At 68.5% G+C, this 24960-nt stretch carries 28 protein-coding genes; 10 read left to right on the top strand and 18 right to left on the bottom strand.

The genetic code is table 11. From position 1 onward, the window contains the following. The first annotated feature begins 20 nt into the window (after positions 1-20). Positions 21-836 (top strand): hypothetical protein, encoded by an 816-nt coding sequence (locus B4L26_RS11770; protein WP_290719062.1) that lies wholly within the window; start codon positions 21-23, stop codon positions 834-836. Here B4L26_RS11770 and bla read toward each other — a convergent pair. The 8 genes from bla to B4L26_RS11730 form a co-directional block, all read right to left on the bottom strand. Beyond that, positions 833-1738: a class A beta-lactamase gene (bla, locus tag B4L26_RS11765; protein ID WP_290719061.1), complete on the bottom strand. Its 906-nt coding sequence runs from the start codon at positions 1736-1738 to the stop codon at positions 833-835. The genes B4L26_RS11770 and bla overlap by 4 nt on opposite strands. A gap of 2 nt (positions 1739-1740) precedes the next feature. Further along, the gene (locus B4L26_RS11760) at positions 1741-2430 is read right to left on the bottom strand and encodes a response regulator transcription factor (RefSeq protein WP_290719060.1); all 690 of its coding nucleotides are present in this window, start codon (positions 2428-2430) and stop codon (positions 1741-1743) included. After that, the gene (locus tag B4L26_RS11755; RefSeq protein ID WP_290719059.1) at positions 2427-3704 is read right to left on the bottom strand and encodes a sensor histidine kinase; all 1278 of its coding nucleotides are present in this window, start codon (positions 3702-3704) and stop codon (positions 2427-2429) included. The genes B4L26_RS11760 and B4L26_RS11755 overlap by 4 nt, the downstream gene beginning before the upstream one ends. An 85-nt stretch (positions 3705-3789) precedes the next feature. Beyond that, positions 3790-4092 (bottom strand): GNAT family N-acetyltransferase, encoded by a 303-nt coding sequence (locus tag B4L26_RS11750; RefSeq protein ID WP_290719058.1) that lies wholly within the window; start codon positions 4090-4092, stop codon positions 3790-3792. Between the two features lie 40 nt (positions 4093-4132). Beyond that, entirely contained in the window at positions 4133-4876 is a 744-nt protein-coding gene (locus B4L26_RS11745; RefSeq protein WP_290719057.1) for a phosphoglyceromutase, read from the bottom strand. A 24-nt stretch (positions 4877-4900) separates the two neighbouring features. Continuing rightward, positions 4901-5491: a YbjN domain-containing protein gene (locus B4L26_RS11740; RefSeq protein WP_290719056.1), complete on the bottom strand. Its 591-nt coding sequence runs from the start codon at positions 5489-5491 to the stop codon at positions 4901-4903. Further along, entirely contained in the window at positions 5488-6807 is a 1320-nt protein-coding gene (gene mshA / locus B4L26_RS11735) for a D-inositol-3-phosphate glycosyltransferase (protein ID WP_290719055.1), read from the bottom strand. The genes B4L26_RS11740 and mshA overlap by 4 nt, the downstream gene beginning before the upstream one ends. 25 nt (positions 6808-6832) lie before the next feature. Next, positions 6833-8101, bottom strand: a complete 1269-nt coding sequence (locus tag B4L26_RS11730; RefSeq protein WP_290719054.1) for a glycosyltransferase 87 family protein — start codon at positions 8099-8101, stop codon at positions 6833-6835. A 98-nt stretch (positions 8102-8199) separates the two neighbouring features. Between B4L26_RS11730 and B4L26_RS11725 the strand changes: the two genes are divergently transcribed. From B4L26_RS11725 to B4L26_RS11705, 5 genes are all read left to right on the top strand, one after another. Next, positions 8200-9486: a cytochrome P450 gene (locus B4L26_RS11725; RefSeq protein ID WP_290719053.1), complete on the top strand. Its 1287-nt coding sequence runs from the start codon at positions 8200-8202 to the stop codon at positions 9484-9486. Next, positions 9483-10064, top strand: coding sequence for a TetR/AcrR family transcriptional regulator (locus B4L26_RS11720; RefSeq protein ID WP_290719052.1), 582 nt, complete (start codon positions 9483-9485; stop codon positions 10062-10064). Before B4L26_RS11725 ends, B4L26_RS11720 begins: the two co-directional genes overlap by 4 nt. A gap of 102 nt (positions 10065-10166) precedes the next feature. Continuing rightward, on the top strand, positions 10167-11138 hold the full coding sequence (locus B4L26_RS11715; RefSeq protein ID WP_290719051.1) for a metal ABC transporter solute-binding protein, Zn/Mn family: 972 nt from the start codon (positions 10167-10169) through the stop codon (positions 11136-11138). Continuing rightward, a complete protein-coding gene (locus B4L26_RS11710; protein ID WP_299486832.1) occupies positions 11135-11944 on the top strand; it encodes a metal ABC transporter ATP-binding protein in 810 nt (269 codons plus the stop codon). Before B4L26_RS11715 ends, B4L26_RS11710 begins: the two co-directional genes overlap by 4 nt. After that, on the top strand, positions 11937-12770 hold the full coding sequence (locus tag B4L26_RS11705; protein WP_290719050.1) for a metal ABC transporter permease: 834 nt from the start codon (positions 11937-11939) through the stop codon (positions 12768-12770). Before B4L26_RS11710 ends, B4L26_RS11705 begins: the two co-directional genes overlap by 8 nt. Positions 12771-12846: 76 nt before the next feature. Here B4L26_RS11705 and B4L26_RS11700 read toward each other — a convergent pair whose 3' ends face one another. The 4 genes from B4L26_RS11700 to B4L26_RS11685 form a co-directional block, all read right to left on the bottom strand. Then, positions 12847-13428 carry a TIGR03086 family metal-binding protein gene (locus B4L26_RS11700; RefSeq protein ID WP_290719049.1) on the bottom strand — a complete coding sequence of 194 codons (582 nt, stop codon included), beginning with the start codon at positions 13426-13428 and terminating at the stop codon, positions 12847-12849. A gap of 2 nt (positions 13429-13430) precedes the next feature. Further along, a complete protein-coding gene (locus B4L26_RS11695) occupies positions 13431-13901 on the bottom strand; it encodes a 5' nucleotidase, NT5C type (protein WP_290719048.1) in 471 nt (156 codons plus the stop codon). A gap of 67 nt (positions 13902-13968) precedes the next feature. Continuing rightward, positions 13969-14502, bottom strand: a complete 534-nt coding sequence (locus tag B4L26_RS11690) for a DUF2599 domain-containing protein (RefSeq protein ID WP_290719047.1) — start codon at positions 14500-14502, stop codon at positions 13969-13971. Positions 14503-14506: 4 nt separating this feature from the next. Beyond that, positions 14507-16096: a carboxylesterase/lipase family protein gene (locus B4L26_RS11685; RefSeq protein ID WP_290719046.1), complete on the bottom strand. Its 1590-nt coding sequence runs from the start codon at positions 16094-16096 to the stop codon at positions 14507-14509. 33 nt (positions 16097-16129) lie between these two features. On the opposite strand from B4L26_RS11685, the gene B4L26_RS11680 reads away from it, so the two are divergent. Beyond that, complete coding sequence (locus B4L26_RS11680) at positions 16130-16882, top strand: LamB/YcsF family protein (RefSeq protein ID WP_290719045.1); 753 nt, start codon at positions 16130-16132, stop codon at positions 16880-16882. Positions 16883-16971: 89 nt separating this feature from the next. Here B4L26_RS11680 and rlmB read toward each other — a convergent pair whose 3' ends face one another. The 5 genes from rlmB to B4L26_RS11655 are packed head-to-tail and all read right to left on the bottom strand — an operon-like array spanning position 16972 to position 20994. After that, the gene (gene rlmB, locus B4L26_RS11675; protein ID WP_290719044.1) at positions 16972-17922 is read right to left on the bottom strand and encodes a 23S rRNA (guanosine(2251)-2'-O)-methyltransferase RlmB; all 951 of its coding nucleotides are present in this window, start codon (positions 17920-17922) and stop codon (positions 16972-16974) included. Then, positions 17922-19316, bottom strand: a complete 1395-nt coding sequence (gene cysS / locus B4L26_RS11670; RefSeq protein WP_290719043.1) for a cysteine--tRNA ligase — start codon at positions 19314-19316, stop codon at positions 17922-17924. Before cysS ends, rlmB begins: the two co-directional genes overlap by 1 nt. 11 nt (positions 19317-19327) lie before the next feature. After that, positions 19328-19792, bottom strand: coding sequence for a 2-C-methyl-D-erythritol 2,4-cyclodiphosphate synthase (ispF, locus tag B4L26_RS11665; protein ID WP_290719042.1), 465 nt, complete (start codon positions 19790-19792; stop codon positions 19328-19330). After that, the gene (ispD, locus tag B4L26_RS11660) at positions 19792-20493 is read right to left on the bottom strand and encodes a 2-C-methyl-D-erythritol 4-phosphate cytidylyltransferase (protein ID WP_290719041.1); all 702 of its coding nucleotides are present in this window, start codon (positions 20491-20493) and stop codon (positions 19792-19794) included. The genes ispF and ispD overlap by 1 nt, the downstream gene beginning before the upstream one ends. A 12-nt stretch (positions 20494-20505) precedes the next feature. Further along, positions 20506-20994, bottom strand: a complete 489-nt coding sequence (locus B4L26_RS11655; RefSeq protein ID WP_290719040.1) for a CarD family transcriptional regulator — start codon at positions 20992-20994, stop codon at positions 20506-20508. A gap of 312 nt (positions 20995-21306) precedes the next feature. Here B4L26_RS11655 and B4L26_RS11650 point away from each other — a divergent pair, with 312 nt between their 5' ends. After that, positions 21307-21903 (top strand): hypothetical protein, encoded by a 597-nt coding sequence (locus B4L26_RS11650; RefSeq protein ID WP_290719039.1) that lies wholly within the window; start codon positions 21307-21309, stop codon positions 21901-21903. 97 nt (positions 21904-22000) lie between these two features. After that, a complete protein-coding gene (gene radA, locus B4L26_RS11645) occupies positions 22001-23392 on the top strand; it encodes a DNA repair protein RadA (RefSeq protein ID WP_290719038.1) in 1392 nt (463 codons plus the stop codon). A 37-nt stretch (positions 23393-23429) separates the two neighbouring features. Here radA and B4L26_RS11640 read toward each other — a convergent pair whose 3' ends face one another. Next, positions 23430-23996, bottom strand: coding sequence for a PaaI family thioesterase (locus B4L26_RS11640; protein WP_290719037.1), 567 nt, complete (start codon positions 23994-23996; stop codon positions 23430-23432). Positions 23997-24055: 59 nt separating this feature from the next. On the opposite strand from B4L26_RS11640, the gene disA reads away from it, so the two are divergent. After that, the coding region (disA, locus tag B4L26_RS11635) for a DNA integrity scanning diadenylate cyclase DisA (RefSeq protein WP_349680479.1) at positions 24056-24960 on the top strand (905 nt) is incomplete at its 3' end.

The raw sequence follows: 24960 nt of genomic DNA, 5'->3' as shown, positions 1-24960 counted from the left end.
CGGGGGATTAGGTTGGACGCGTGCAGCCCGAAGTCGACCTGGATTTTCCGCGCGAATGGTATGAATTCGCCGATCCGGACAACCCCGAACACTGGATCCGGGCTGATCTGACCTGGTTGTGCTCGCACTGGACGTGTGTGTTCGGCACCCCGGCCTGCGCGGGAATCGTGGCCGGGCGCCCCGACGACGGCTGCTGCACGCACGGGGCCTACCTATCCGATGCCGACGACCGGGAGCGGCTGGTGGCCGGCGTGGCGCTGCTGGGACCCGACGACTGGCAGCTGCGCGAGTTCGGCGGGGGCCCCGACCCCCTCGGGCCTGACGGATATCTGGTCGAGGATTCCGACGACGACGGACCGACGCTGAAAACCCGGGTTCACGACGGCGCCTGCGTCTTCCTCAACCGCCCCGGCTTCCCTGGCGGCCCGGGCTGCGCATTGCACGCGATGGCGCTGCGCAACGGCATCGAACCGCTGCGGGTCAAACCCGACGTCTGCTGGCAGCTACCGGTGCGGCGCACCCAGGAGTGGGAGACCCGACCCGACGGCACGGAGATCCTGGTCGACACCATCACCGAGTACGACCGGCGCGGTTGGGGCGAGGGCGGCCACGACCTGCAGTGGTACTGCTCGGGGTCGCCGGATGCGCACGTCGGTGCCCAACAGGTGTGGGAGTCCTACGCGCCGGAGCTGACCGAATTGGTGGGCGCAGCCGCCTACGCGGAGCTGGCCGCGGTATGCCGGCGTCGTGCCGGACTGGGCCTGATCGCGGTGCACCCGGCGACGGCGGCCGCGACCACACGGCGCGACACCGACATCAAGTACGAAATCCTCTAGCCCGTCACGTCGGCCAGCACCGCTCTCGTGACCTCGCCGACGAGGGGTCGGTAGCCGGGCACCTCCGGGTTGTCACCGGTGGAGCGGATCATCACCGCCACCATCACACGCTGACCGTCGGGGCCCATCACGAGGCCGACGTCGTTGGTGCTCCCGTAATCGCCCCCGCCCGTCTTGTCGGCGCTGGTCCATCCCGCCGGCAGGCCCGCCCGCATCGACGAGGTCTGGTTGGCGAGCATCCAGTCGGTCAGCTGCTGGCGCCGTGACACGGCGAGTACCTCGTCACCGGCCAGGATCGCGGTGAATCCGCCGGCCAACGCGCCCGGCGTCGAGGTGTCACGAGGGTCGCCGGGAATCGCCGAATTCAATTCGGTCTCCCAGCGGTCGAGTCGGGTGCGCTCATCACCGATGCTGCGGGCGAACGCGGTCAACCCGGGCGGGCCGCCGATGGCCCGCAGCAGCAAATTGGCCGCGGTGTTGTCGCTCTCCTGCACCGCAGCACGGCACAGCACCCCGATGTCCACCGGTCCGCCGGCGTAACGCTGTGTCACCGGCGAGTGCGTCTTGATCTCACCCGGGTCGACGTAGACCCGTGTGGCCAGCGATAGCTCATCGCGCTCAACCAGCTGCTGTACACGCGCCACGAGGTAGGCCTTGAAGGTCGAGCAGATCGCGAACGAGTCGTCGGGGCGATGGACCACCGTCTTGCCGGACCGCAGGTCGCGGGCGTAGACGCCGATGCGCGCCCTGTTGGCCACCTCGAGTTCGCGCAAACCCGCCGTCGCGTCCCGACTGCCCTCCTCGGAGTCACGGCCTGACGAGCAGGCCGCCACCCCGAGCACCGTCGCCGACGTCGCCGCAATCGAGCCGACGATCATTGCGCGACGCGACATCGGTGCCATGGCTACGCCTCGAACTTGTACCCGAGGCCGCGCACCGTCAGCAGGTGGACCGGTGACGACGGGTCGGGCTCGATCTTCGACCGCAGCCGTTTGACGTGCACATCCAGGGTCTTGGTGTCCCCGACATAGTCGGCGCCCCACACGCGATCGATCAGCTGACCGCGCGTCAGCACCCGACCGGCGTTGCGCATCAGGTATTCGAGCAGGTCGAACTCCTTGAGCGGCAACGTGATCAGCTCGCCGTCGACGCTGACGGTGTGCCGGTCGACGTCCATGCGCACCGGGCCGGCCTCGAGCACACCGTCGACGGTCTCGTCGTCGGCCCCGGCATCGGCGCCGCGGCGCAGCACGGCCCGGATCCGCGCAATGAGTTCGCGAGCCGAGTACGGCTTCGTCACATAGTCGTCGGCGCCGAGCTCCAACCCGACGACCTTGTCGATCTCGCTGTCGCGCGCGGTCACCATGATCACCGGTACCGACGAGCGGGAGCGCAGCGCCTTGCAGACCTCGGTGCCCGACATGCCGGGCAACATGAGATCCAGGAGCACGATGTCGGGGTTGGTGCGGTCGAATGCGGCCAGTGCGCCCGCGCCGTCATTGATCACGCTCGCCTCGAACCCCTCCTTGCGGAGCAGGAAGGCTAGCGGGTCAGCCAGCGATTCCTCGTCTTCGACGATGAGAACGTGGGTCACAGGAGTTCCTTTTCCCCCGGTTCGAGTGCCGGGTCGTGGGCTGGTGTGTCCGGGGCGGCGAAGGCCTGCGGGATCGCCAGGGTGAAGGTCGACCCGGTCCCCGGACGGCTCCACACCGAGATAGTGCCGGAGTGGTTGGCGGCGACGTGCTTGACGATCGCCAAGCCCAGTCCGGTGCCGCCGGTCATGCGGGAGCGGGCCTTGTCGACGCGGAAGAACCGCTCGAAGACGCGCTCCTGGTCGGTCGCCTCGATGCCGATGCCGCGGTCGGTGACGGCGACGGCCACCATCGGCACCGCCGTCTCGTCCTCGGGTTCGATGACCCGCCGACTGACCGAGACGACGGTCCCCGCGGGCGAGTAGGCGATCGCGTTGGAGATGAGGTTGTTGAGCGCGGTCAGCAGCAGCGGGCGGTCGCCGTAGACGAACAGGCCGCACGCATCGTCGCTGGTCAACGAGATCTGTGCCGCCTCGGCGGGAATCTGCGCGGCGGTCAGCGCCTCGTCGACCAACTCGTCGACGTCGACGGTGGCGAACTCGGCGGTCTCACCACCCTGCAGTCGCGACAGCGCGATCAGCTCGGTGACGAGATTGCCCATCCGCTTGGTCTCGGCCGACACCCGGGAGCCGAAGTGGCGCACCGATTCGGGGTCGTCCACGGACTCCATGAGCGCTTCGGTGAGCAGTGCGATCGCTCCGACCGGCGTCTTCAACTCGTGGCTGACGTTTGCGACGAAATCGCGCCGGGTCGCCTCGACTCGGACGTTCTCGGAGTCGTCGTCGCCGTACACCAGGACGAACCGCAGGCCGTTGAGCTCGACGTAGCGCGCCAGGCAGCGGACCGAGAGCACCGGTTGCGGTGCCGTCGCACGGGCGGTCGCCAGGAATCCGGCCGTCGTGGGGGGTGGAATGAACTCGAAGCGCTGGTCACCGCCGGAGTGCAGCACGGCCATGACGTGCTCGGCGACGACGGGCTGCAGTTGGTCCTCGATGACCAGGCTGAGATGGACCGCCGCTTCGTTGTACAGCGCCAAATCGCCGCTCTCCTCGACGACGACGACGCCGTGCGCGGACTGCCGCACGATCATCCGCAGCACGTCGGAGCGGTCCTGCGGGGTCAGCGAGTCTGGCGCCGGCGGTGCCGGCGGCAGCACCGACAACGGGGTGATGGGGTCATCGAAGAGGAAGGCGGGCTGGCCGAAGACGAGGCGCCCAACCACGACGCCGCCGACAAGCGCACAAACGATCGCTGCGACGATCAGGGCAACGGTCACTACCTCAGAGTACGTCGCGCGGAGGCGGAATTCCCACCTGGACCGTCGAAATTCGACGGCCGTTCACCGACTGTTCGCCGACTCGTCAGCGCTGTTCGCGGACGAGGTCCTTGTACTCGGGGTGGCGTTCGACGTAGGTCTGGATGTAGCTGCACACCGGGACGATCTTCTTGCCACTGGCAGCCGCGTCGTCGAGGACGTACTTGGCCAGCTGACCGGCAAACCCGCGGCCGCTGAATTGGTCGTGCACCACGGTGTGTGTGAGCACCAAGGTGTCGGGTTCGGTCATGTAGTCGATGTACCCGACCGATGTTGTCGTGCCGTCCTCGTCGATGAACGCTTCATAGCGCTCCTGGGACGGTTCATGGTCTACGCGGAGCTCAGCCATGCATCCCAGCCTAGTAGGGGGCAGACCCTGCTCGCCAGGATTACTTCTGGCCCTGTGCGGCCACCGCCGCGGCACCGGCGGCGGCAGCCTCCGGATCCAGGTACACGCCCTTGCCGGTCACGTTTCCGTCGGCGTCGAACTCGTAGCGCAGCGGGTTGCCAGTCGGGATGTTCAACTCCGCGATGTCAGCGTCGGAGATCCCCTCCAAGTGCTTGACGAGTGCGCGTAGCGAGTTGCCGTGCGCGGCGACCAAAACGGTCTTGCCCGCGCGCAAATCGGCGGCGATGGTCTCCCCGTAGTACGGGATGAGGCGCACGACGACGTCTTTGAGGCACTCGGTCAGCGGCACTTCGGCGAGGTCGGCGTAGCGCGGGTCGTCGGTCTGGCTGTACTCCGACGCCGGGTCGATCGGCGGCGGCGGGGTGTCGTAGCTGCGGCGCCACAGCATGAATTGTTCGTCGCCGTACTTCGCCTTGGTCTCGGCCTTGTTCAGGCCCTGCAGGGCGCCGTAGTGGCGCTCGTTGAGACGCCAATCGCGCACGACCGGGATCCACAGCCGGTCGGCGGCGTCCAGGGCGATCTGCGCGGTGGTGATCGCGCGGCGCAGCAGGGAGGTGTACAGCACGTCGGGCAGCACGTCGTGTTCGACGAGGAGTTCGCCCGCCCGGACCGCTTCGGCGCGGCCCTTGTCGGTGAGGGCGACGTCGACCCAGCCGGTGAACTGGTTGGAGGCGTTCCACTCGCTCTCGCCGTGGCGCATCAGGATTAGGGTGCCGTTGCTCATGGCAGTCAGTTTCTCACAGCATCCTCACGCGGGCGGGCCGGACGGCTCCTCCCCGGGGGCGCGACCGGGCCGGTATTGCTCGGGCAGCGGCTCACCGGGGGCGGGCAACGACTCTTTGTCGATGAGGTGCTCGAAGGCCAGCAGGTTGTGCAGGGGTTCGCGGCGCGACACCCGCCATGCCCATTCCCGTCGGATCGAGGTGGCAAAGCCCAGTTCGAGTAGCACGTTGAAGTCGCCGTCGGCGGCCTCCAGGATCTGGCCGAGGACTCGATCGAGCTCATCGGGTGTCAGCGCCTCCGTGCTGATCTGGCCGACCAGGTAGATGTCGCCGATGTTGTCGACGGTGTAGGCGACGCCGTAGAGGCGCCGGTTGCGCTGCAGCAGGTATTTGAAGACGCCGACGAGGTTCTCGTCGGGGTGACGACACACGAACGCCTCCACCCGCGCGCCATGGGCTGTGGCCGTGAGCAGCACGGTCGTCTTGAGCTTCTTCTCGCCGGGCAGTTCGAGGATGACGTGCTCGCCGTCGGGGCCGCCCGACGACTTGCGGGTGTAGTCGATCTCGCGCTCGTGTAGCGCCGCGGTGAGCTTGGCGAGGTTGGCCACCGCACTCACAGCGCCGCCTCGTACTTGGTGCGTCGCAGCCAGCGCGGGCGTCCGGTGCGGGGGGTCGCACGACCGTCGCGCCTGGACTTCATGGCACGGCCGTACGAGGCAAGCAGTCCGTCGGCGGTGCGGTCCCAGGAGAAACGTTCGGCATGACCACGAGCGGCCGTACCCATCGCCGCGAGGCGGCCCGGATCAGCCAACATCTTCTCCATCGCGTTGCTCCAATCGGTGACCCTGTGGCCGTCGACCAGGATTCCGGTACTGCCGTCGGCGACCGCGGTGCCCAGCCCTCCCACGTCGGCCGCGAGCACCGGGGTGCCGCAGGCCTGCGCCTCGATCGCGACGAGACCGAAGCTCTCCGAGTAACTCGGCACGGCGACGACGTCGGCGGCACGGTAGACCTGTGCCAGCCGCGCAGGTGGCTGCGGCGGAATGAAAGTCACGCGGTCGGCAATGCCCAGTTCGGCGGCCAGGTCGGCCAGCGCACTCGGGTGTTCCCGGCCGGTCCCCGACGGCCCACCGACGACGACCAGTCGCAGCGGCCGTGGCGAGCGGTCGGCGGTGATGAGAGGAGCAGCGGCGCGCAACAGCACATCGGGTGCCTTGAGGGGTTGAATGCGTCCAACGAACGCGACGATCATCTGGTCGGGCGCCAGGCCCAGGTCCGCCCGGGCCGCTGCGCGGTCCCCCGGGGTGAAACAGTCGAGATCAGCACCGGGTGCGACGACGTCGATCTTGCCGGGGTCGGCGCGATACATCGCTTCCAACTCGCCGGCCTCGGTGGCGGTGTTGGCGACGAGGCGGTCGGCGACGTCGACGACCTGTTGTTCGCCGATGATCCGCAAGCGCGGTTCCTCGGTGTCGCCGTCAGCCAGCGACGCGTTCTTGACGGCGGCAAGGGTGTGCGCGGTGTGGACGAGCGGCACTCCCCAGCGGTTGGCGGCCAACCAGCCGACCTGGCCCGACAGCCAGTAGTGCGAGTGGACAAGGTCGTAGTGGCCGGTCGCGTGGGCGGCCTCGACCCCGAGGACCCCCGCGGAAAAACCGCACAGCTGGGCGGGCAGGTCGGCTTTGTCCAGACCCTCGAAGGGACCGGCTGGCACATTGCGCACCAGGACGCCGGGGGCGGCTCGGACGACGGGTTCGTCGGTCGAGCTGGTGGCCCGGGTGAAGATCTCCACCTGGACTCCACGCTGGGCCAGGCGGACCGCGGTCTGCCAGACATAGACGTTCATCCCGCCCGCGTCCCCGGTCCCCGGCTGTGCCAGCGGCGACGTGTGCACCGAGATCACCGCAATGCGGCGGGGCAACGCTTGGACCATGGCTCCACCATAGACCGCACGCTGGTCACGGATCGGTGCGCACAGCCCAGCCGAGGCACACCGCGATGGTCGCGGCGAACAGGATCAGGTAGGACGCGGAGCCAATGGCCGCCAACACCGCTGATCCGCCCTCCGCGCTCGGGTCCCAAAAGACCCGGAAGCTGCCCGTGCGCCACACCATTTCACCGTTGAAGGCGACGCGGAATCGCCAGGCGAGCGTGCCCGTGGTGATCACAGCGGGTGCCAGCCACCACACCCACGTCGCCGGTCGGTCTCGGCGCGCGCGGTCCGACGCGGCGACGACCGCGATCAGGATGAGGGGGACGAACCACACCCAATGGTGTCCCCAGCTGAATGGGGAAATCGCGCACGAGGTCATCCCGACGAGAGTGATCGCGAGCATCGTCGCGCCGGCTCGTTGGACCCGCCACGCGGCGTACAGGCCGATGACACCGACCACCAATCCGACCGGGACCCACAACCACCCCGGGGCGTGCAGCAGGCCCAGTGCCTCGAGACGGTCGAGCTGACCGTGAATCGACTGGTTGGGTGGCACGGCCTCCACTCCGATGTGGGAGGTGTTGCCCGAATTCGTCCAGTAGTGCCACGCCTGCCCGCGCAGTGCAACCAGGCCGATCACGACCGTGGCGACGAATACCGCCATCGCCGTCGCCATGGCCCGAAACTGGCGCGTGATGGCGAAGTAGGCGACGAAGAAGATCGGCGTCAATTTGATCCCGGCCGCCAGCCCCACTCCGACGCCGCGCGCCGCCCCCGGCATCAGGGTCAAGCATCCGACGACGATCACGGCCAACACGAGGTTCACCTGGCCGTTGAAGATCGTCGTCTGCACGGGCTCGAGCATCGACGCACCCAGTGCCGCAGCGACCGCGGTAACCCAGAACCGCCGGTCGCGCGCGAACCCCATTGCGTTGAGGATCAGCGCGGTGAACAAGAACAAGCAGATGACATTGACCACCTGCACGAGTGCGACGGCGTGGGCGGTGCTCACCAACGCCAGCGGCGTCATCAGCAACGCGGCGAAAGGCGGGTAGGTGAACCACCAATATCGGTAGACCGGCACATCGTAGAGGGGGGTGCCATGCAGAACGGCGCGCCCACCACCGCGGTAGACGCGGGTGTCGACGCCGTTGGTGAACAGGCCGTACGAACCCTCGACCGGGTGCACAAACAGGTACCAGCACAATGCAACGACAGCGGCGGTGCACATCACCACGACCACCGGCGTGCTGATGGTTCGCCTCACCAGCGATTGGGCGTCGTTGCAGGCCACGGGCGCGACAGTACGCCGCGATCGCGGCACCTCACGGGCGGCGCGCGGCAGGTTCGAAACAGTGAGACACACAAACACAACTGTCTTATTCTTGCGACATGCTTACTACGGTGTCACGAACGCCACAATTCCGACTGCGATCCGGCGACAGCTGGCGAGACCCGTTCGACATGTATCGCGAACTACGCGAGTACGACCCGGTCCACCGAGTCGTCACTCCCCCAGACGGCGACGACCCCGGTGAGTACTGGGTCCTCACGCGTCACGCCGACGTCTGGGCGGCTGCGGCCGATGCGACGACCTTCTCGTCGGCACAGGGCCTGACCGTCATCTACGGGGAACTCGAGGCGATCGGCATGGCCGACAACCCGCCACTCGTCATGCAGGACCCACCGGTCCACACGCGGTTCCGCAAACTGGTGGCTCGGGGCTTCACACCCCGGCAGGTCGTCGACGTCGAGCCCCGCGTCCGCGAGTTCGTCGTCGCACGTCTCGATGAGATGGCCGACGGCGCCGCCGACATCGTCGGCCAGCTGTTCAAACCACTGCCCTCGATGGTGGTCGCCCACTATCTCGGGGTCCCCGAATCGGATTGGTCGCGTTTCGACGGGTGGACGCAAGCCATCGTGGGCGCCAACGCCGCGGGTGGTCTCGCCGCCGTCACCGCCGGCGGCGGGAGCGAAGCGAGCGGGTCCGACCAAATCAGCGCGGGCGATGCGACTGCCGAGATGTTGGGCTACTTCAGCGAGCTGATCACGTTCCGCCGCGACCACCCCGGCGATGACACTGTCTCAGCACTGGTGGAATCCGGCCGCGCCGAAGACCCGGCAGGACTGCTGTCAATCCTGGCGTTCGCCTTCACGATGGTCGCCGGGGGCAACGACACGACGACCGGCATGCTCGGCGGCGGCGTCGAACTCCTCGCGGCCGATCCCGACCAGCGGCGCCTCCTCGTCAACGATCCGAGCCTGATCCCGGGCGCGGTCGAAGAACTGCTGCGGCTGACTTCCCCGGTACAGGGGCTGGCACGCACCACGACGGCCGATGTGCGCTACGCCGACACCCCGCGCGGTCCGGTGACGATCCCCGAGGGCCGCAAGGTGCTCCTCTGCTACGCCTCGGCGAATCGCGATCCGCACCGCTTCGGCCCCGACGCCGAGCACCTCGACGTCCTCCGCGAGCCGCGTTCGATCCTCACCTTCAGCCATGGCAACCACCACTGCCTGGGAGCCGCGGCGGCACGCATGCAGGCCCGCGTGGCGCTCACCGAGCTACTCGCCCGATACCCCGACTTCGACGTGGATCCGGCGGGTATCCGCTGGGCATCGGGCAACTACGTGCGTCGGCCCGACTTCGTCCCCTTCCACCCGGGACGCCACGCATGACGGCCACGAGCCTGAACTGGCAGGCACAACGCATCGACGCCGCCGCGCAGCGCATCCTCGACGCCGCCGAGGCGCTGTACGCCACGCACGGCGTCGACGGCGTGACCATGCGCGACCTGGCTGCCGCCGCCGGATGCTCGCGCGCGACGCTCTACCGCTACTTCCCGAGCCGCGAAACAGTCCAAGCCGCGTTCGTCGACCGGTCTGCCGACCGCCTGGCCCACGAGGTCGCCGCTGCCGACAGGGGCGGCGACGCCGGCGATCGTCTGATCGCGGCGGTCACTGTCGCACTCCGTCTGGTGCGCGGCAATCCCGCATTCGCCAATTGGTTCCGGCCCGACGGGGTCGCCACCGCCGCCCAGCTCGCCGTCGTATCGCCGGCGATCGAGTCGCTCGCACGCAGCTTCGTCGCCGGCTTGCGTGGTGCTGGGTCCACTGGAACGGGCGCCGGTTCTGACGCCGAGCGGGCGCGTTGGCTGGTCCGGGTGATGCTCTCGCTGCTTACGACCCCGGGAACCGATCCCGATGATGAAGCGCAGATGCTGCGCACGTTCGTCGTCCCCGTCATGGTGAGCTGAACAGCCTCGTCGCGCGTATCGGGTCACCACGCGCTATGCTTTCGGAAACCATTTTCATTAGTGGCTCCCCGTCGGAGCCCACCAGCTTCGAATCGAGATCCTGTGCGCCATCGCCGCCGCCTGTCCGCCGCCGTCGCGGCAGCGGTCATCACCACCACCGCCGTCCTGAGCGGATGCTCGGACGGGTCTGACTCGACGGAGGTCATGCGTCCGCTCGTCGTCACCTCCACCAACGTCTGGGGGGCGGTCGCCCAGGAAATCGTCGGTGCCAACGGCACAGTCAAGGCCCTCTACATCTCCGCCGACGGCGATCCGCACGACTTCACCCCGTCGGCCGTCGACTCCGCGGCGGTAGCCGACGCAGACATCGTCCTGATCAACGGCGGGCACTACGACGAGTACCTCGCGAAGGCGAAGAAGTCGCCGTCGGCGTCGGTTATCGACGCCGCGTCGCTCATCGGCGTCGGCGACGGGGCACATGACGAGGGCCACGGCGACGGTGGACATGACGACGACGGGCATGCCGACCACCCGCGCAGCAGCGACGGGGCGAACGAGCACGTCTTCTACAGCTTGACCGCGGTACGCAAGACCGCCGACGCGCTGGCCGTCGCGTTGGCCCGACACTCCCCCGCCCACGCCGCCGACTACCGCCGCAACGCCGCCGCTTTCGGTAAGCAGCTCGACGACCTGCAGGGCAAGCTCGCCGGGATCTCGGCCCGCCACCGCGGCGCCAAAGTCGCACAAACCGAGCCGCTGGCCGGCTATCTCATCACGGCCGCCGGACTCGTTGACGCGTCCCCGCCGGGATTCACCGCGGCGGTGGAAAACGGCCAATCGCCGTCGGCCGCCGACCGCGCCAAGCTCGAGGATCTGCTGACCTCCCACACCGCCAAGGCCCTCCTGTACAACGCACAGGCCGTCAACCCGGTCACCACGGCCGTGGCCGACACCGCCCGCCGCGCCGGCGTCCCGGTCGTCACGCTCACTGAATCGCTGCCCGTCGGCGTCACCACCTACGCCCAGTGGCAGGGCGCCCAGATCGACGCCCTGGCCCGGGCCCTGGGCTCGTGACACCGGTGCCGCTGTCACCGACCGAGGGCACCCCGGTCGCCACGCTGACCGACGCCGAACTCGTGCTCGGCGATCGGGTGCTGTGGCGCGGCCTCACGCTGTCGATCGCGCGCGGCGAGTTCGTGGCCGTCCTGGGGCCCAACGGTTCGGGCAAGACCTCGTTGCTGCGGATGCTGCTGGGCCAGGTGCCGCCGACCGCCGGTTCGGTCGAGGTCACCACGAGCGTGGGCTACGTCCCGCAGCAGCATGCCGACGATGCCGATCCGCTGGCCGTGCGCGGGCGCGATCTCGTCGGGTTCGGCGTCGACGGTTCGCGGTGGGGCATCGGCTGGCGCGATCGCCGACGCCGCCGGGAGCTCGTGGACGCGGCCGTGGCCCAGGTGGACGCCTCCGGGTTCGCGTCTCGACCGTTCGGACTGCTCTCCGGCGGCGAACAGCAGCGGCTGCGCGTCGCACAGGCCCTCACCCGCGACCCCGGACTGCTGCTGTGCGACGAGCCGCTCTCGAGCCTCGACCCGGGCAGCGGGGCTCGCATATTGGAACTGCTGGACGCGCGACGGCGGTCGGCGGGCACCGCCCTGGTATTCGTGACCCACGAGATCAACCCGGTGCTGCCTTACGTGGACCGTGTCGTCTATCTGGCCGGCGGGCGCTTCGTCGTCGGCACCCCCGATGAGGTCATGCGCACCGAGGTGCTCTCCGCGTTGTACGGCACCCGCGTCGACGTCGTGCGGATCGGCGATCGACTTGTCGTCTTGGGCACCGAGGACGGCCATCACTGCGAAGACGGGTCGGCCGGTGGGTAGCTTCTTCGATCTGACGACGACCGGTGATCTGCTCGGCCGGGACTTCGTCCAGCAGGCGCTCGTTGCTCTCGCACTGCTCGGCCTGCTCGGCGGCCTGTTGTCGCCGCTCATCGTCGCACGGCAGATGTCCTTCGCCGTCCACGGCGTCAGCGAGTTGTCGGTGACAGGGGCCGCTGCTGCCCTGCTTGCCGGGTTCAGCGTCAACCTCGGCGGGGTGATCGGAGCTATCGTCGCGGCGCTTACCTTCGGAATTCTCGGCCACCGGGCGCGCGAGCGCGACTCGGTGATCGGCGTTGTGATGGCGTTCGGGCTCGGCCTGGCCGTGCTATTCCTGGCGCTCTACGGCAACGCGTCCACCGGGTTCGCGATGCTGACCGGCCAGGTCGTGAGCGTCGGTCTGGGCGGGCTGACGGCCATTGCGATCACCACCGTCGTCGTGATCGCCGTTCTCGCCGTCATCTACCGGCCACTGCTGTTCGCCTCCGTCGATCCACGCGTAGCTCTGGCGGGCGGTGTCCCGACGCGGATGTTGTCCATCGTGTTCGCCGTCCTGATGGGCCTGGCGTGTGCCCAGGGCGTCCAAATCATCGGCGCGCTGCTGGTGATGTCGATGTTCATCGCACCCGGCGCAGCCGCCATGCGCCTCTCGTCGAACCCGACGGTGGTCACCGGCCTGGCGATTCTGTTCGCCGAGGTCGCCGCCGTGGGCGGCCTCGTACTGTCACTGGCACCCGGCCTACCGGTATCGGTGTTCGTCACCAGTATCTCGTTCGTCATCTACCTGGGCTGCCGCTTCGCCGGACACCGCCGCGACCGCGCCCTCTGACCCTTCACATCACGAATCGCACACCGTTTCGTCAATTCCGCGTCGACCGATGTGGGATTGCCGAAAGCGGGTTGGGTCAGGAATGTCCGGGATCCCTGCCGGCGAAGGCCATCAGCACCTGCGTAGCGGTTGCCCCGTCGGGCGACGCCACTGCGGGGCCGAAGACGCCGGGCCGACGGGTCATCTCCTCGGGGATCTTCTCGAACAAGGCGTTGATGAACGCGATCGCCTCGTCGGGGATCTCCACCGAGTTGCCGGTCGCGGCACCCAAGTCCCACCCGTGCATGTAGAGGTCGGCGGCCGGGAACGCCAGGCCCTCACGGACTGAGCGACGACCCATCGGGCTGTCCACCACCAAGTCCAGGTCGATGCCCTCGTCGAGGACCGCACGAGCCGGCGTCGCCTGCTGCACCCACCAAAAGGCGGGATCGCCGTCGACCGCAGTCGACGGTGGGTCGAACTCGCTGGGCACGACTGTCTCGCCGCGAACAATCCGGGCACCGATACTCGTCGCCTGCCCCACGTGGCCGAGAACGTCGAGTGCAGTCCACCCGGCGCACGGCGACGGGCGCTGCCAGGCGCCGCCGGGCACGCCCTGCACAATCGACTCGAAGAAGTCCAAGCCGTTGCGGTAGATGTCGAGAACGTTGTCAGACATGGTCACCCTTTCGTTGCCAGCGGTCGAAGATGGTCGAGCACCTCGGACCAAGTGGCCCAGCCCTCGGTACCGAAGTGGATGTGCTCACCTTCGAACTCATCGACGCCGCGCGCGGTGCGATCGTCGACGATGAAGTCGCCGCGGTTGAGGTTCTTATGGTGGCTCAGGATCAGCCGCTTGTACGCCGGATCATCGGGTTCGCCACCGAGGTGGCGCTTGACCCAGAGCAACTTGTCCGACCATGCGCTCGGGTTGTCCCACGGTGCCGTCGACAGGATGTAGGTGTCGAAGAGTTGTGAGAGCTCCCGGTACGCCTGCACCGCGCCCGGCATCGGATCCATGAGCGCAAAGATTCCCGGCGCATCGTCATAGCGCCCCTCGAACTCCGCGCGATCCGAGGCGGAGAGCCGCTCGATGCCGGAAACGAAATCGACGAGGGTGTTGTCCAGGTCCACGTAAAGGGTCTTCGTCATGACCCCAGTATTGCCGCGGGGTCTGACACCGCATCGCCGCTTCGCGGCATCGGATCCCCGTCGGGGATCACTCCTCGGGCGCGCCCGGGTTGCAGCGGGCCGAGACCATCTCGTTCTCGTCGACCACCGGGCGCCCGGGTTCCAGATTCCATGACGGCTTGTCCGGCGCGACGGCGCGTGCCCACACCCAGTGACAGTCGAACTGCGCGCGCATGCCCGGCGACGACGCCGAGTACTGCCCGTAGGGCGAGGACTTCGCCACGACCTCCCGCCAGGCGGTGTCCTGGGCACCGGGCTCGGTGACCTGCCTGCCCGCGTCGGTCGGGTACACCTGCAGACTCGGGCCGACCTCCGTCTGCACCCACTGTGTGCGCGCAATGTAAGGGGGCGGCAGGGAGATCACCGTCGGCGACGGCCATGCCGTGCGAGTGTCGTCGGCGGTCGTCGGCGAGCCGGTCGCGGGTGCGGTGACCACCGGCGAACTCGCGGGGGTCGGGGGCAGCGAGGGATAGTCGTCGCCAGTCGGCGAACCGTTGCACGCGACGAGGAGGAACACCGACACGGCCAGGACCGGCCCGACCGTCGGGCGGGCGTACCGCACGACGTCAGGCGGGGACGAGGCCGTGCGCGCGCATCCAGGCCTCGCGCCGCTGCGGGTACGGGTCGTGCACGATCCGGGAGTGGACGTCGAAGACCATCGTGTCGCGGTTGGCCGCGGCGTAGGGCGTCCACTGCAGCTCCGGTTGGCCGGTGCGGGCGAATGTCGTCCAGTGGCCCTGCATCACGCGGGTCATCTTGCCCGTGGTCTTCCAGTCCCCGACCGCCAGCGCTGCACCGATGGCCGTGCGGTACGCGCCGAACACGGCGAACAGTTCGGTGGCATGCGTGGCCCGCATGCCGCTGGCGCGCAGGACTTTCGTGTCGAAGTCGTAGCGGTAGACGTAGGTGGGGTTGCCCGCAGCCGAGTGGCCCTCGGCGAACGCGATCGCCGGGCCCCAGAACACCGAGTCACCCAGCATGTGGACCGGGTCGCCACCCCGGTGCCCCTCCGAGTACGCCTGCACGAGCGCCGCCCGATACTCCGCGTCGACGCCCAGAAACACCTGCTCGCCCTCCGGGAAAGCGACTTCCGACTGGTCTTGGTCATCGGTGGGCAGGAAGGATGCCCCGCGGGTGAACAAGCGGCCCTCGTCGCGGTTGGTCCCGATGATCAGCGGTACGCGGTGGGTGTTGCCGTCGCGGGCGGCCTTGTTGGGGTCCTGCGGCAGGTACTCCGTACCGAAAGTCGGGCCGTATGGCAGGAACTCGCCGGTGCCCGAGTTGGGCGAGTACGCGGTGAGGCGCTTGCCTACTCGGTGCAGCTGCTCCGGCGTCGCATTGGTCAGCAGCTCGCGCGCCCGCTCAGGGGGCACCGGCGCTCCGCCACTCCCCGCCCGGTAGGACCGGTCGTCGAGCATCTTGACGAACTCCTGCGCGAAGTGCGCGGCGGTCTCCTTCGAGATGTTCAACTCGTTGGCCGGGCTTTGCGCGATCGCCTGGTTGAACAGGCCCTCCGCCGCCGGCGTGGACAACAACGCGGTCACCGACGAGCCGCCAGCACTCTCGCCGAACACGGTCACATTGTCGGGGTCGCCACCGAACGCGGCAATGTTGCGCTGCACCCACTCCAGCGAGGCGACCTGGTCGCGCAGACCGAGGTTGTCCTCGAACGGGCGCACGTCGCTGCTGTATTGGCTGAAGTCGAGGTAACCGAAGGGGCCGAAGCGGTACTGCACGGTCACGACCACCACGTCGCCCACCTTGGCGAGGAGCGATCCGTCATAGAGCGGTGTGGCTGTGGTGCCCAGGAAGTAAGCACCGCCGTGGATGAAGACCATCACCGGCCGCGGGTTGGCGGAGATCCGGTCGGGCGAGAAGACGTTGAGGCTCAAACAGTCCTCACCGGTCGGCTGGAACCGGCCCGGCCCAACCGCGGTGAACATCTTTTCCTGGATTTCGGCGGTACCGTAGGCGTTGGCGGCGAACCGGCCCTTCCACGGCGTGACCGGCTCGGGTGCGCGGAAACGCAGCGGCCCGACGGGCGGGGCGGCGAAGGGGATGCCCTTCCAGCTGATCGTGCCCGATCGCGTGCGCTTGCCCCGGACGCCGACGACCGTGCCCTCTGCGGTCACGATCGCCTCATTCATCGCAGTCATAATTGACAGGGTAAACCGCCTACGATTGGTTCCGTGACCGCCACTATCGACTTGAACGCCGATTTGGGTGAGGAAGTCGGCGATGACGAGGCGATGCTGGCGATCGTGACCAGCGCAAACGTCGCCTGTGGTTTCCACGCCGGGTCTCCGACGGTCCTCGCCCGCACGTGCGCGCAGGCTCACCGTCGCGGGGTCGCAATCGGGGCCCAGGTCTCCTATCCCGACCGTGAAGGATTCGGCCGCCGCTACATGGCGATGGATCCCGAGGATCTGCGTGCCGACATCGTCTACCAGATCGGCGCCCTGGCCGCGCTCGCCTCGGCGGCCGGTACGCGGGTGCGCTACGTCAAGCCGCACGGTGCGCTGTACAACACGATCGTCGCCGACGAGGAGCAGGCCGCCGCAGTAGTTGAGGCGGTGCGCTCGGTCGACCCGGGCCTGCCCGTCATGGGTCTGCCCGGTTCGCTGGTACTGGCCATGGCCCGCGATGCGGGCCTACCGGTCATCACCGAGGCGTTCGCCGACCGTGGCTACCGCCCCGACGGGACGTTGGTGCCGCGATCGGAGCCGGGCGCACTGCTCACCGACTCCGACGAGATTGCCCGGCGCGTGGTCGAGCTCGTCACGACCGGGCGGCTTACCGCCGTCGACGGGTCGACGATCGTCATCGAGGCGGAGTCGGTCTGCCTGCACGGCGATACCCCGGGCGCGGTGGAACATGCCCGCACGACCCGCGCTGCCCTGCTGTCCGCCGGTGTCAGCCTCGCGCCCATCACCCGGCACTGATCTCCCGCGCACCAATTGTGATCGCGCGCTGACAATCCGCAAATCGTCGCCGCGCGATCACAACTGGACCGCTCGAGCACCCACGGTCACTAGGACTGGCGGCGCTGGCGGGCGAAATCTGCCAGCACGACGCCGGCTGCAACAGATGCGTTGAGACTCTCGACGTCGCCGGCCATGGGGATCGCCAGGACCGAATCGCAGGTCTCACGCACTAGACGGGAGAGTCCCTTGCCCTCCGACCCGACGACGATCACCGTCGGCCCGGTGCCGTCGTACTCGTCAAGGCTGACCGCACCCTCGGTGTCGAGGCCCACGATCTGCGCACCCGCCTTGGCCCAGTCCTTGAGCGTGCGGGTCAGGTTGGGTGCCTGCGCGACGGGCAGTCGCGCGGCCGCCCCGGCGCTGGTGCGCCACGCGACAGCGGTGACGCTCGCGCTGCGGCGCTGCGGGATGAGGACGCCGTGTCCACCAAACGCGGCGACCGAACGGATCACCGCACCGAGGTTGCGCGGGTCGGTGATGTTGTCGAGTGCCACCAACAGCGGCGGCTGCCCCGACGCGATCGCCTGCGCCATGAGGTCCTCGGGGTGCGCGTACACGTACGGCGGAACCTGCAGGCCGATGCCCTGGTGAAGGCCGTTGGACGACATGCGGTCCAGTTCGTTCTTGGTCACCTCGAGAATCGAGATCCCCTTGGCGCCGGCGATCCCGACCGCCTCCGTAATCCGCTCGTCGGCCTCGACACCGGTCACCAGGTACAGGGCGGTCGCGGGCACACCGGCGCGCAGGCATTCGACGACGGGATTGCGGCCCAGGACGTACTCGGGGGCGTCGTCATCCTTGCGTCGCGGACGCTTGGCGGCCTGCTTCTGCGCGGCGACTTTGCGCCTGTGCGCGGCGTGGTAGACGCGGTCCTCGGCCTTCGGCGTCGCACCGCGCGCCTCGAGGCCGCGACGTCGCTGCCCGCCCGATCCGACGGTCTGCCCCTTCTTTGTGCCAGACTTGCGGATCGCGCCTTTGCGCTTGGAATTGCCGGCCATCAGGCACCTGCCTCTCGCAGCGACCACTGTGCACCGTCGGGTGTGTCGGTGACCTCGACCCCCGCCTCCGCGAGTCGGTCGCGAACCTCGTCGGCCACCGCCCAGTCCTTGTCCTTGCGGGCCTGGGCCCGTCGATCCAGATCGGCGCGCACCAGCACGTCGAGCGCCGCCACCGCCGTCGAGTCGTCGGCGGCATCGACCCAGTTGGGCGCCATCGGGTCGGTGCCGAGGATATCCATCATCGCGCGGACCTGCCCGGCGACGACGACGGCGACGTCACCGTCACCATTCTCCAGCGCCGTGTTGCCCGACCGGACCGCGTTGTGGATGACGGCGAGCCCGGCGGGTACGCCCAGGTCGTCGTCGAGGGCCGCCGTGAACTCGGCGGGCACCTCGCCGATCGGCACCGGCGCGACCCTCGAGTCGACGCGGCGGACGAATGACTCGATTCGACGGTAAGCCGTCGCCGCCTCGTGCAGCGCACCGTCGGAGTACTCCAGCATCGAACGGTAGTGGGCACTGCCCAGGTAGTAGCGCAACTCAACCGCGCGCACCTTGCGCAGCATTTCTGGGATCGCGACCACGTTCCCGAGCGACTTGCTCATCTTCTCGCCGCTCATGGTCACCCAGCCGTTGTGCAGCCAGAACCGCGCAAAGCCGTCCCCGGCGCCGTGACTCTGGGCGATCTCGTTCTCGTGGTGCGGGAAGATCAGATCCATCCCGCCGCAATGGATGTCGAACTCGGGCCCCAACAGGCCGGTCGCCATCGCCGAGCACTCCAGGTGCCACCCGGGTCTACCCGGACCCCACGGGGTGTCCCACGACGGTTCGCCGGGCTTGGCGGCCTTCCACAGCGTGAAGTCGCGCGGGTCGCGCTTTCCCGTGCCTGCGCTTTCGCCCTGGTGCACATCGTCGAGCTTGTGCCCCGAAAGCGATCCGTACTCCGGCAGCGAGAGCACGTCGAAGTAGACGTTCCCCTCGGCGGCATACGCGTGACCACGCTCGATGAGCCGCTGCATATAGACGATCATCTGCGGGACGAAGCCGGTGGCGCGCGGCTCGGCCGACGGCGGCAACACTCCCAGTGCGCGGTAGGCGTCGTCGAACTCGCGCTCGTGCGTGGCGGCCCACTCCCACCAGGGGCGGCCGGCTTCCTGCGCCTTGCGCAGGATCTTGTCGTCGATATCGGTGACGTTGCGGACGAACAAGACGTCGTTGCCGGCGTGCGCCAACCAGCGCCGCAGGACATCGAATGCGATGCCGCTGCGGACGTGGCCGATGTGCGGCACACCCTGCACGGTCGCCCCACACAGGTAGACGGTCACGCGGCCGTCGGTCAGGGGCGTGAAGTCGCGGACCTCGCGGGCCGCGGTGTCGTACAGGCGTAGGGTCACGACCTGCGATCCTACCGGTCGGTTACCAGCGCGGTCGCGATGGCGGCGATCCCCTCGCCGCGCCCGGTCAAGCCGAGCCCGTCGGTCGTCGTCGCCGAGACCGATACCGGCGCTCCCAGCGCCGCGGCCAGTACGCGCGAGGCCTCCTCGCGTCGCGGCCCGATCTTCGGCCGGTTCCCGATCACCTGCACCGATCCGTTGACGACGACCAGTCCGGATTCCCGCACCAGCTCGGCGACATGCTCGAGCATCCGGGTACCTGACACGCCCTCCCATTCGGGTTTGCCGGTGCCGAACACCGACCCGAGGTCTCCGAGTCCGGCAGCCGAGAGCACGGCATCGCAGAGCGCGTGGGCACCGACGTCACCGTCGGAGTGGCCCTCGCAACCGTCATCGTCGGGGAAGTGCAGACCGACCATCCAGCACGGGACGCCCGCGGCAGTCTTGTGCACGTCGGTGCCTATACCCACCCTCATCAATCCCGCCCTTCACTGATGGTCCGCGCCAGCCGCAGGTCCCACTGCTTCGTGATCTTGAAGGCCAGCGGATCGCCCTCGACGACCTGCACCGGCAGACCCGCACGCTCGGCCAGTCCGGCGTCGTCGGTCGCGGTGTCACCGGCGTCGGCGTAGGCACGGGCCAGGGCGTCGGCAGTGAAGCCTTGCGGGGTTTGAATGGCGCGCAGAACCGAACGGTCGACGGTCTGCACCACCCGACCGCCCTGGTCGACTCGTTTGAGCGTGTCGACGACGGGCAGACCGGGCACGACGACGGGGTGCCCCTCGAGCAATGCGCCCACCACACGCTCGAACACGGCGGCCGGAGTGAAGGTACGCGCGGCGTCGTGGACGAGGACGTATTCACCGGTGGCCTGCGCCAGGCCGGCGCGCACGGAATCGGAACGCTCGGCCCCGCCGGGCACGACCACGACCTCGGTCCCCCGGCCGGCATTATCTGCGGCGCTCTGGGCTTCGTGGCGCGCTGCCACCATCAGATCAGCGGGGACGACGACGATGATCCGGTCGAGATCGAACCAGTCATCAGCCGAGTACTCGCAGATCGCAAAGACGGTATGCCACAGGATGCTGCGACCACCGACGTCGACAAAGGCCTTCGGCCGGTTCTCGCCCAGCCGAACACCCGACCCGGCGGCCGGGACGATGACCGAGGTGGACAAGTGCGATTGCGCCTAGGAGGCGGCGGCCAGGACCTCGTCGAGAATGCTCGAGGCCTTCTCGTCGTCGGTGTTCTGGGCGAGCGAGAGCTCGTCGACGAGGACGCGACGCGCACGGGTGAGCATGCGCTTCTCGCCGGCCGACAGGCCACGGTCCTGCTCGCGGCGCCACAGGTCGCGCACGATCTCGGCCACCTTGATGATGTCGCCGGAGATCAGCTTCTCCTGGTTGGCCTTGAAGCGGCGGGCCCAGTTGGTCGGCTCCTCGGTGTGCGGCGCACGCAACACCTGGAAGACCTGGTCGAGGCCCTCCTCGCCGACGACGTCGCGGACGCCGACGTACTCCAACTTCGAAGAGGGGATCTGGACGGTCATGTCACCATCGGTGACCTTCAGGACGAGGTATTCGACCGGTTCACCCTTGATGGTGCGGGTCACGATGTCCTCGACCCTCGCGGCACCGTGATGGGGGTAGACAACGGTGTCGCCAACTTTGAAATTCATGAACGTAGCGCCCCTTTCAACTGAGGCAAGTCTAACACGCGCCCCTGACGGGCTTCTCACAACGGTGCAGGTCAAGCGGGTGATCAAGGGTCTTTGCGCTGGCCAGGGCGACTATCGCCGTCTACTACCGACTGTGGTACAGCCCACGCGGGCTCACGATTGTGTTCACCTCCGCCAATATCGCGAGTGCGGATTTTTGGCGAATCTCACCACCCCGCCGGACGGGAGGCCGGTGGGCCCACTACGCTGCGTAGTGAGGGTTCCCGGGTAGCGCCCGCGGAACGCCACGACGACCACAGCCGGAGGATCACGGTGTTTCAGCTCTCCCAGTCCGCACTCGTCAAGTCCGCGATAGCCGCTGCTGTCGGCCTCGGGGTCGTCGTCTCGATATCCGCATGCGGGGCAGGCCAGGTTTCGCAGACCGCAACCCAGGCTGCCGCCGTCAACGGGGCCACCGTCCGCTTGGGCGCGCTCACGCTGGCCGACGTCCAGATCATCTACCCGGGCACGACAGCCCCGGCGGAGGTGTTCACCAACGGCGGCCCGTTCCAAATCGCGTTCTACATCAGCAACAACGACCCGGTCAACGACACCAAGCTCGTGTCGATCACTGCGCCGACCGGCACCATCACGCTCGACGGCGACACCACCGTCCCCGCCGGCCTGGTGCTGCGCGCCGGCAAGCCCGCGGGCATGATCGCGACGCAGGGCCAGACCCCGCTCGAGGTCACCTACACCGGTGCCGGCAAGCTCGTCTCCCCCGGCCTGACCGTGCCGTTGACCTTCAACTTCTCCACCAAGGGCAAGGCGTCGAGCATCGTCGTGGACACCCCTGTCGACGCGGGCTCGCTGATGGAGCGCAAGGACAAGGACCCGGCCGACTCGGCCGAAGAGGGCGGACACCACTGACCTCCTGCCCGACCGCAGACCAACCGCCCCCCGGACACTCGCCCGGGGGGCGGTTTGCATCCGGGGCGGTGTCGGTGCGTCCCGTTAGGCTGTGCCGGTGGCTGTGAAGACGCGAGCGGTGTACCGATGCGGCGCCTGTGGGCACCAGCCCGCCAAATGGGTCGGCCGCTGCCCCGAGTGCGGCGAGTGGGGCACCGTCGACGAGGCTGCTCCGGCATCGACGAGCAGGAGCCGCGGTGCCGTCGGCGTCGCACCGTCGAGCCCGGCCAAACGCCTGACCGAGATCGGTTCCGACGCCGCCAAAGTCATCCCGACGGGGATCGGCGAATTCGACCGCGTCCTCGGTCGCGGCGTCGTGCCGGGGTCGGTGATCCTGCTCGCCGGCGAGCCCGGCGTCGGAAAATCGACGCTTCTGCTCGAGGCCGCCAAACACTGGGCGCGTGCGGGTCGCCGCGTCCTCTACGTCACCGGCGAGGAGTCCGCCGGGCAGGTCCGGTTGCGCGCCGAGCGCACCGATGCCGTCGACGAGAACGTCTACCTGGCCGCCGAATCCGACTTGGCGACGGTGCTCGGGCACGTCACCGACGTGGATCCGACGCTGCTGATCGTCGACTCGGTGCAGACGATGATCGCCACCGACGCCGACGGCGTCCACGGCGGCGTCACGCAGATCCGGGCGGTCACCACCGCGCTGGTGTCGCTGGCGAAGAACACCGGCGTCGCGGTCGTCCTCGTCGGGCACGTCACCAAGGACGGCGCGGTCGCGGGCCCGCGGTCGTTGGAGCACCTCGTAGACGTGGTGCTCAGCTTCGAGGGCGACAAACACTCCCCGCTGCGGATGGTGCGCGGCATCAAGAACCGTTTCGGCGCCGCCGACGAGGTGGGCTGCTTCGAGCAGCGCGACAACGGCATCCACCAGGTCACCGACCCGTCGGGGATCTTCTGGCACCAGCGCCAGGGCGACGTGACCGGCTCGGCGGTGCTGGTCACGATGGATGGCAAGCGCGCGCTGGTCGGCGAGGTGCAGGCGTTGGCCAACTCGACCGACATGCACAATCCACGCCGCGCGGTGTCCGGCCTCGACGGCGCCCGGGTGGCCATGATCCTGGCCGTCCTGCAGGCCCGGCTGAAGATGTCCGCACTCGGCAAGGCCGAGGTCTACGCGTCGACGGTGGGCGGCATGCGCGTCACCGAACCAGCGGCGGACCTCGCGATCGCGATGGCGGTGGCATCGGTGCAAGAGGAAAAGCCGATCCCGTTCCACACGGTCGTGATCGGCGAAGTAGGCCTGGCCGGTGAGGTCCGCCCGGTCAGTGCCCTGGGCCGCCGCGTCGCCGAGGCCAAACGCCTCGGATTCCGCCACGCCGTCATCCCGGCCGCCCGGGCCGACCGCGAGGACCTGCCCGACGGGATCCGCATCACCCGCGTCACAAACCTCGGCGAGGCCGTGAATGCCTGCCTCTTCGACGGTCCGCCGGCAACCTTCTAGCGCCTACCGGCCAGACAGGCCGTCCAGTGCGCATCGCCTACGGACTCGAGTACTTCGTCCAGGCGTCGGGACGCTGCGAATTCGCGACGTGGGCGGAGAAGTGTTTGCGCGGATCGATCCCGATGAACAGCGCGAGACTTCTCGCAACCGGCTTCGCGTCGGCCGCCGCCTCCCCATCCGCGTCGACGATGAATGCTTCGGAACGCATGTAGATCTTGCGTCCGACTCGACCGAGGACTTCACCGGTGAACCACAGCGACGAGCCGATCGGGATGGGCTTGGCGAAGTCGATCTCGAGATGACCGGTGACCACCGGCACGCCGATGAGCAGCGCGGTGGTCCCCATGACCTCGTCGAATGCGGCGGACAGGAGGCCGCCGTGGATCACGCCGGGACCGCCCTCCATCCACTGCGGGACGGTCATTGTCGCCGTCGATGTCGCACCCTCGCCGGCGATGACGCGCACGTGGAGTCCGTTGACCGCGTCGGCCCCGCAGCCGTAGCAGAGCGCGTGGTGGTAGCGCATGTCCTCGCCCGGCGGAGTTACCTTCGGATGGCGGGTCACGGGCTCCAACTCGTCGGGTACCGCAAAGCTTGTGCTCACGGACCGATATTCTAGTTGCACCGCAACCACCCCGAGTCCGGAGCACTATGACCACGCCCATGTCCGACCTGACGCGCGAGACACTGGCCCGCGTAGCGCCCGGTACCGGCCTGCGCGACGGACTCGAACGGATCCTGCGCGGCGGGACCGGCGCTTTGATCGTCCTCGGTCACGACGACGACGTGGAGAAGATCTGCGACGGCGGGTTCCACCTCGACGTCGAGTTCGCCCCGACGCGTCTGCGTGAGCTGGCGAAGATGGACGGCGCGCTCGTGCTCTCGACCGACGGCGCTCGAATCCTGCGGGCCAACGTGCAACTCATGCCGGATCCGACGATCCCGACCAACGAGTCGGGCACCCGCCACCGCGCCGCTGAGCGCACCGCCATCCAGACCGGCTACCCGGTCATCTCGGTAAGTGCCTCGATGTCGATCGTGAGCGCCTACGTCGACGGCAGCCGGCGGGTCGTCGAGAACCCCGACCCGATCCTGTCGCGCGCCAACGTCGCGCTGGCCACGCTCGAGCGGTACCGCACACGCCTCGACGAGGTGCTCGGCCAGTTGTCGCGCGCCGAGATCGAGGACGATGTCACCCTGCGTGAGGTCATGAGTGCCGCGCAGCGCATGGAAATGGTGCGACGGGTTGCCGACGAGATCGACTTCTACATCCTGGAGCTGGGCACCAACGGGCGCCAGGTGCGGCTGCAACGCGAAGAATTGCTGGGCGACAACGAGGTCATGCGCGAACTCCTCGTCCGCGACTATTACGCGTCGCCGGAACCTCCGACCGATGCCGAGCTCCGTAAAGCACTCGGCGCGATCGAGGATCTGTCCGACGCCGATCTGCTCGATCTATCGCTCCTCGGCCGCTGCTTCGGCTACCCGACGACGGTCGAGGCTCTCGATACGACGATGACTCCGCGCGGCTACCGGCTGTTGGCGCGGATCTCGCGGCTGCAGTTCGC

Origin of the sequence: Gordonia sp. UBA7599 (assembly GCA_002477755.1) — a bacterium.
Lineage (GTDB): Bacteria > Actinomycetota > Actinomycetes > Mycobacteriales > Mycobacteriaceae > Gordonia.
This window is presented reverse-complemented; position numbering and strand designations above follow the sequence as displayed.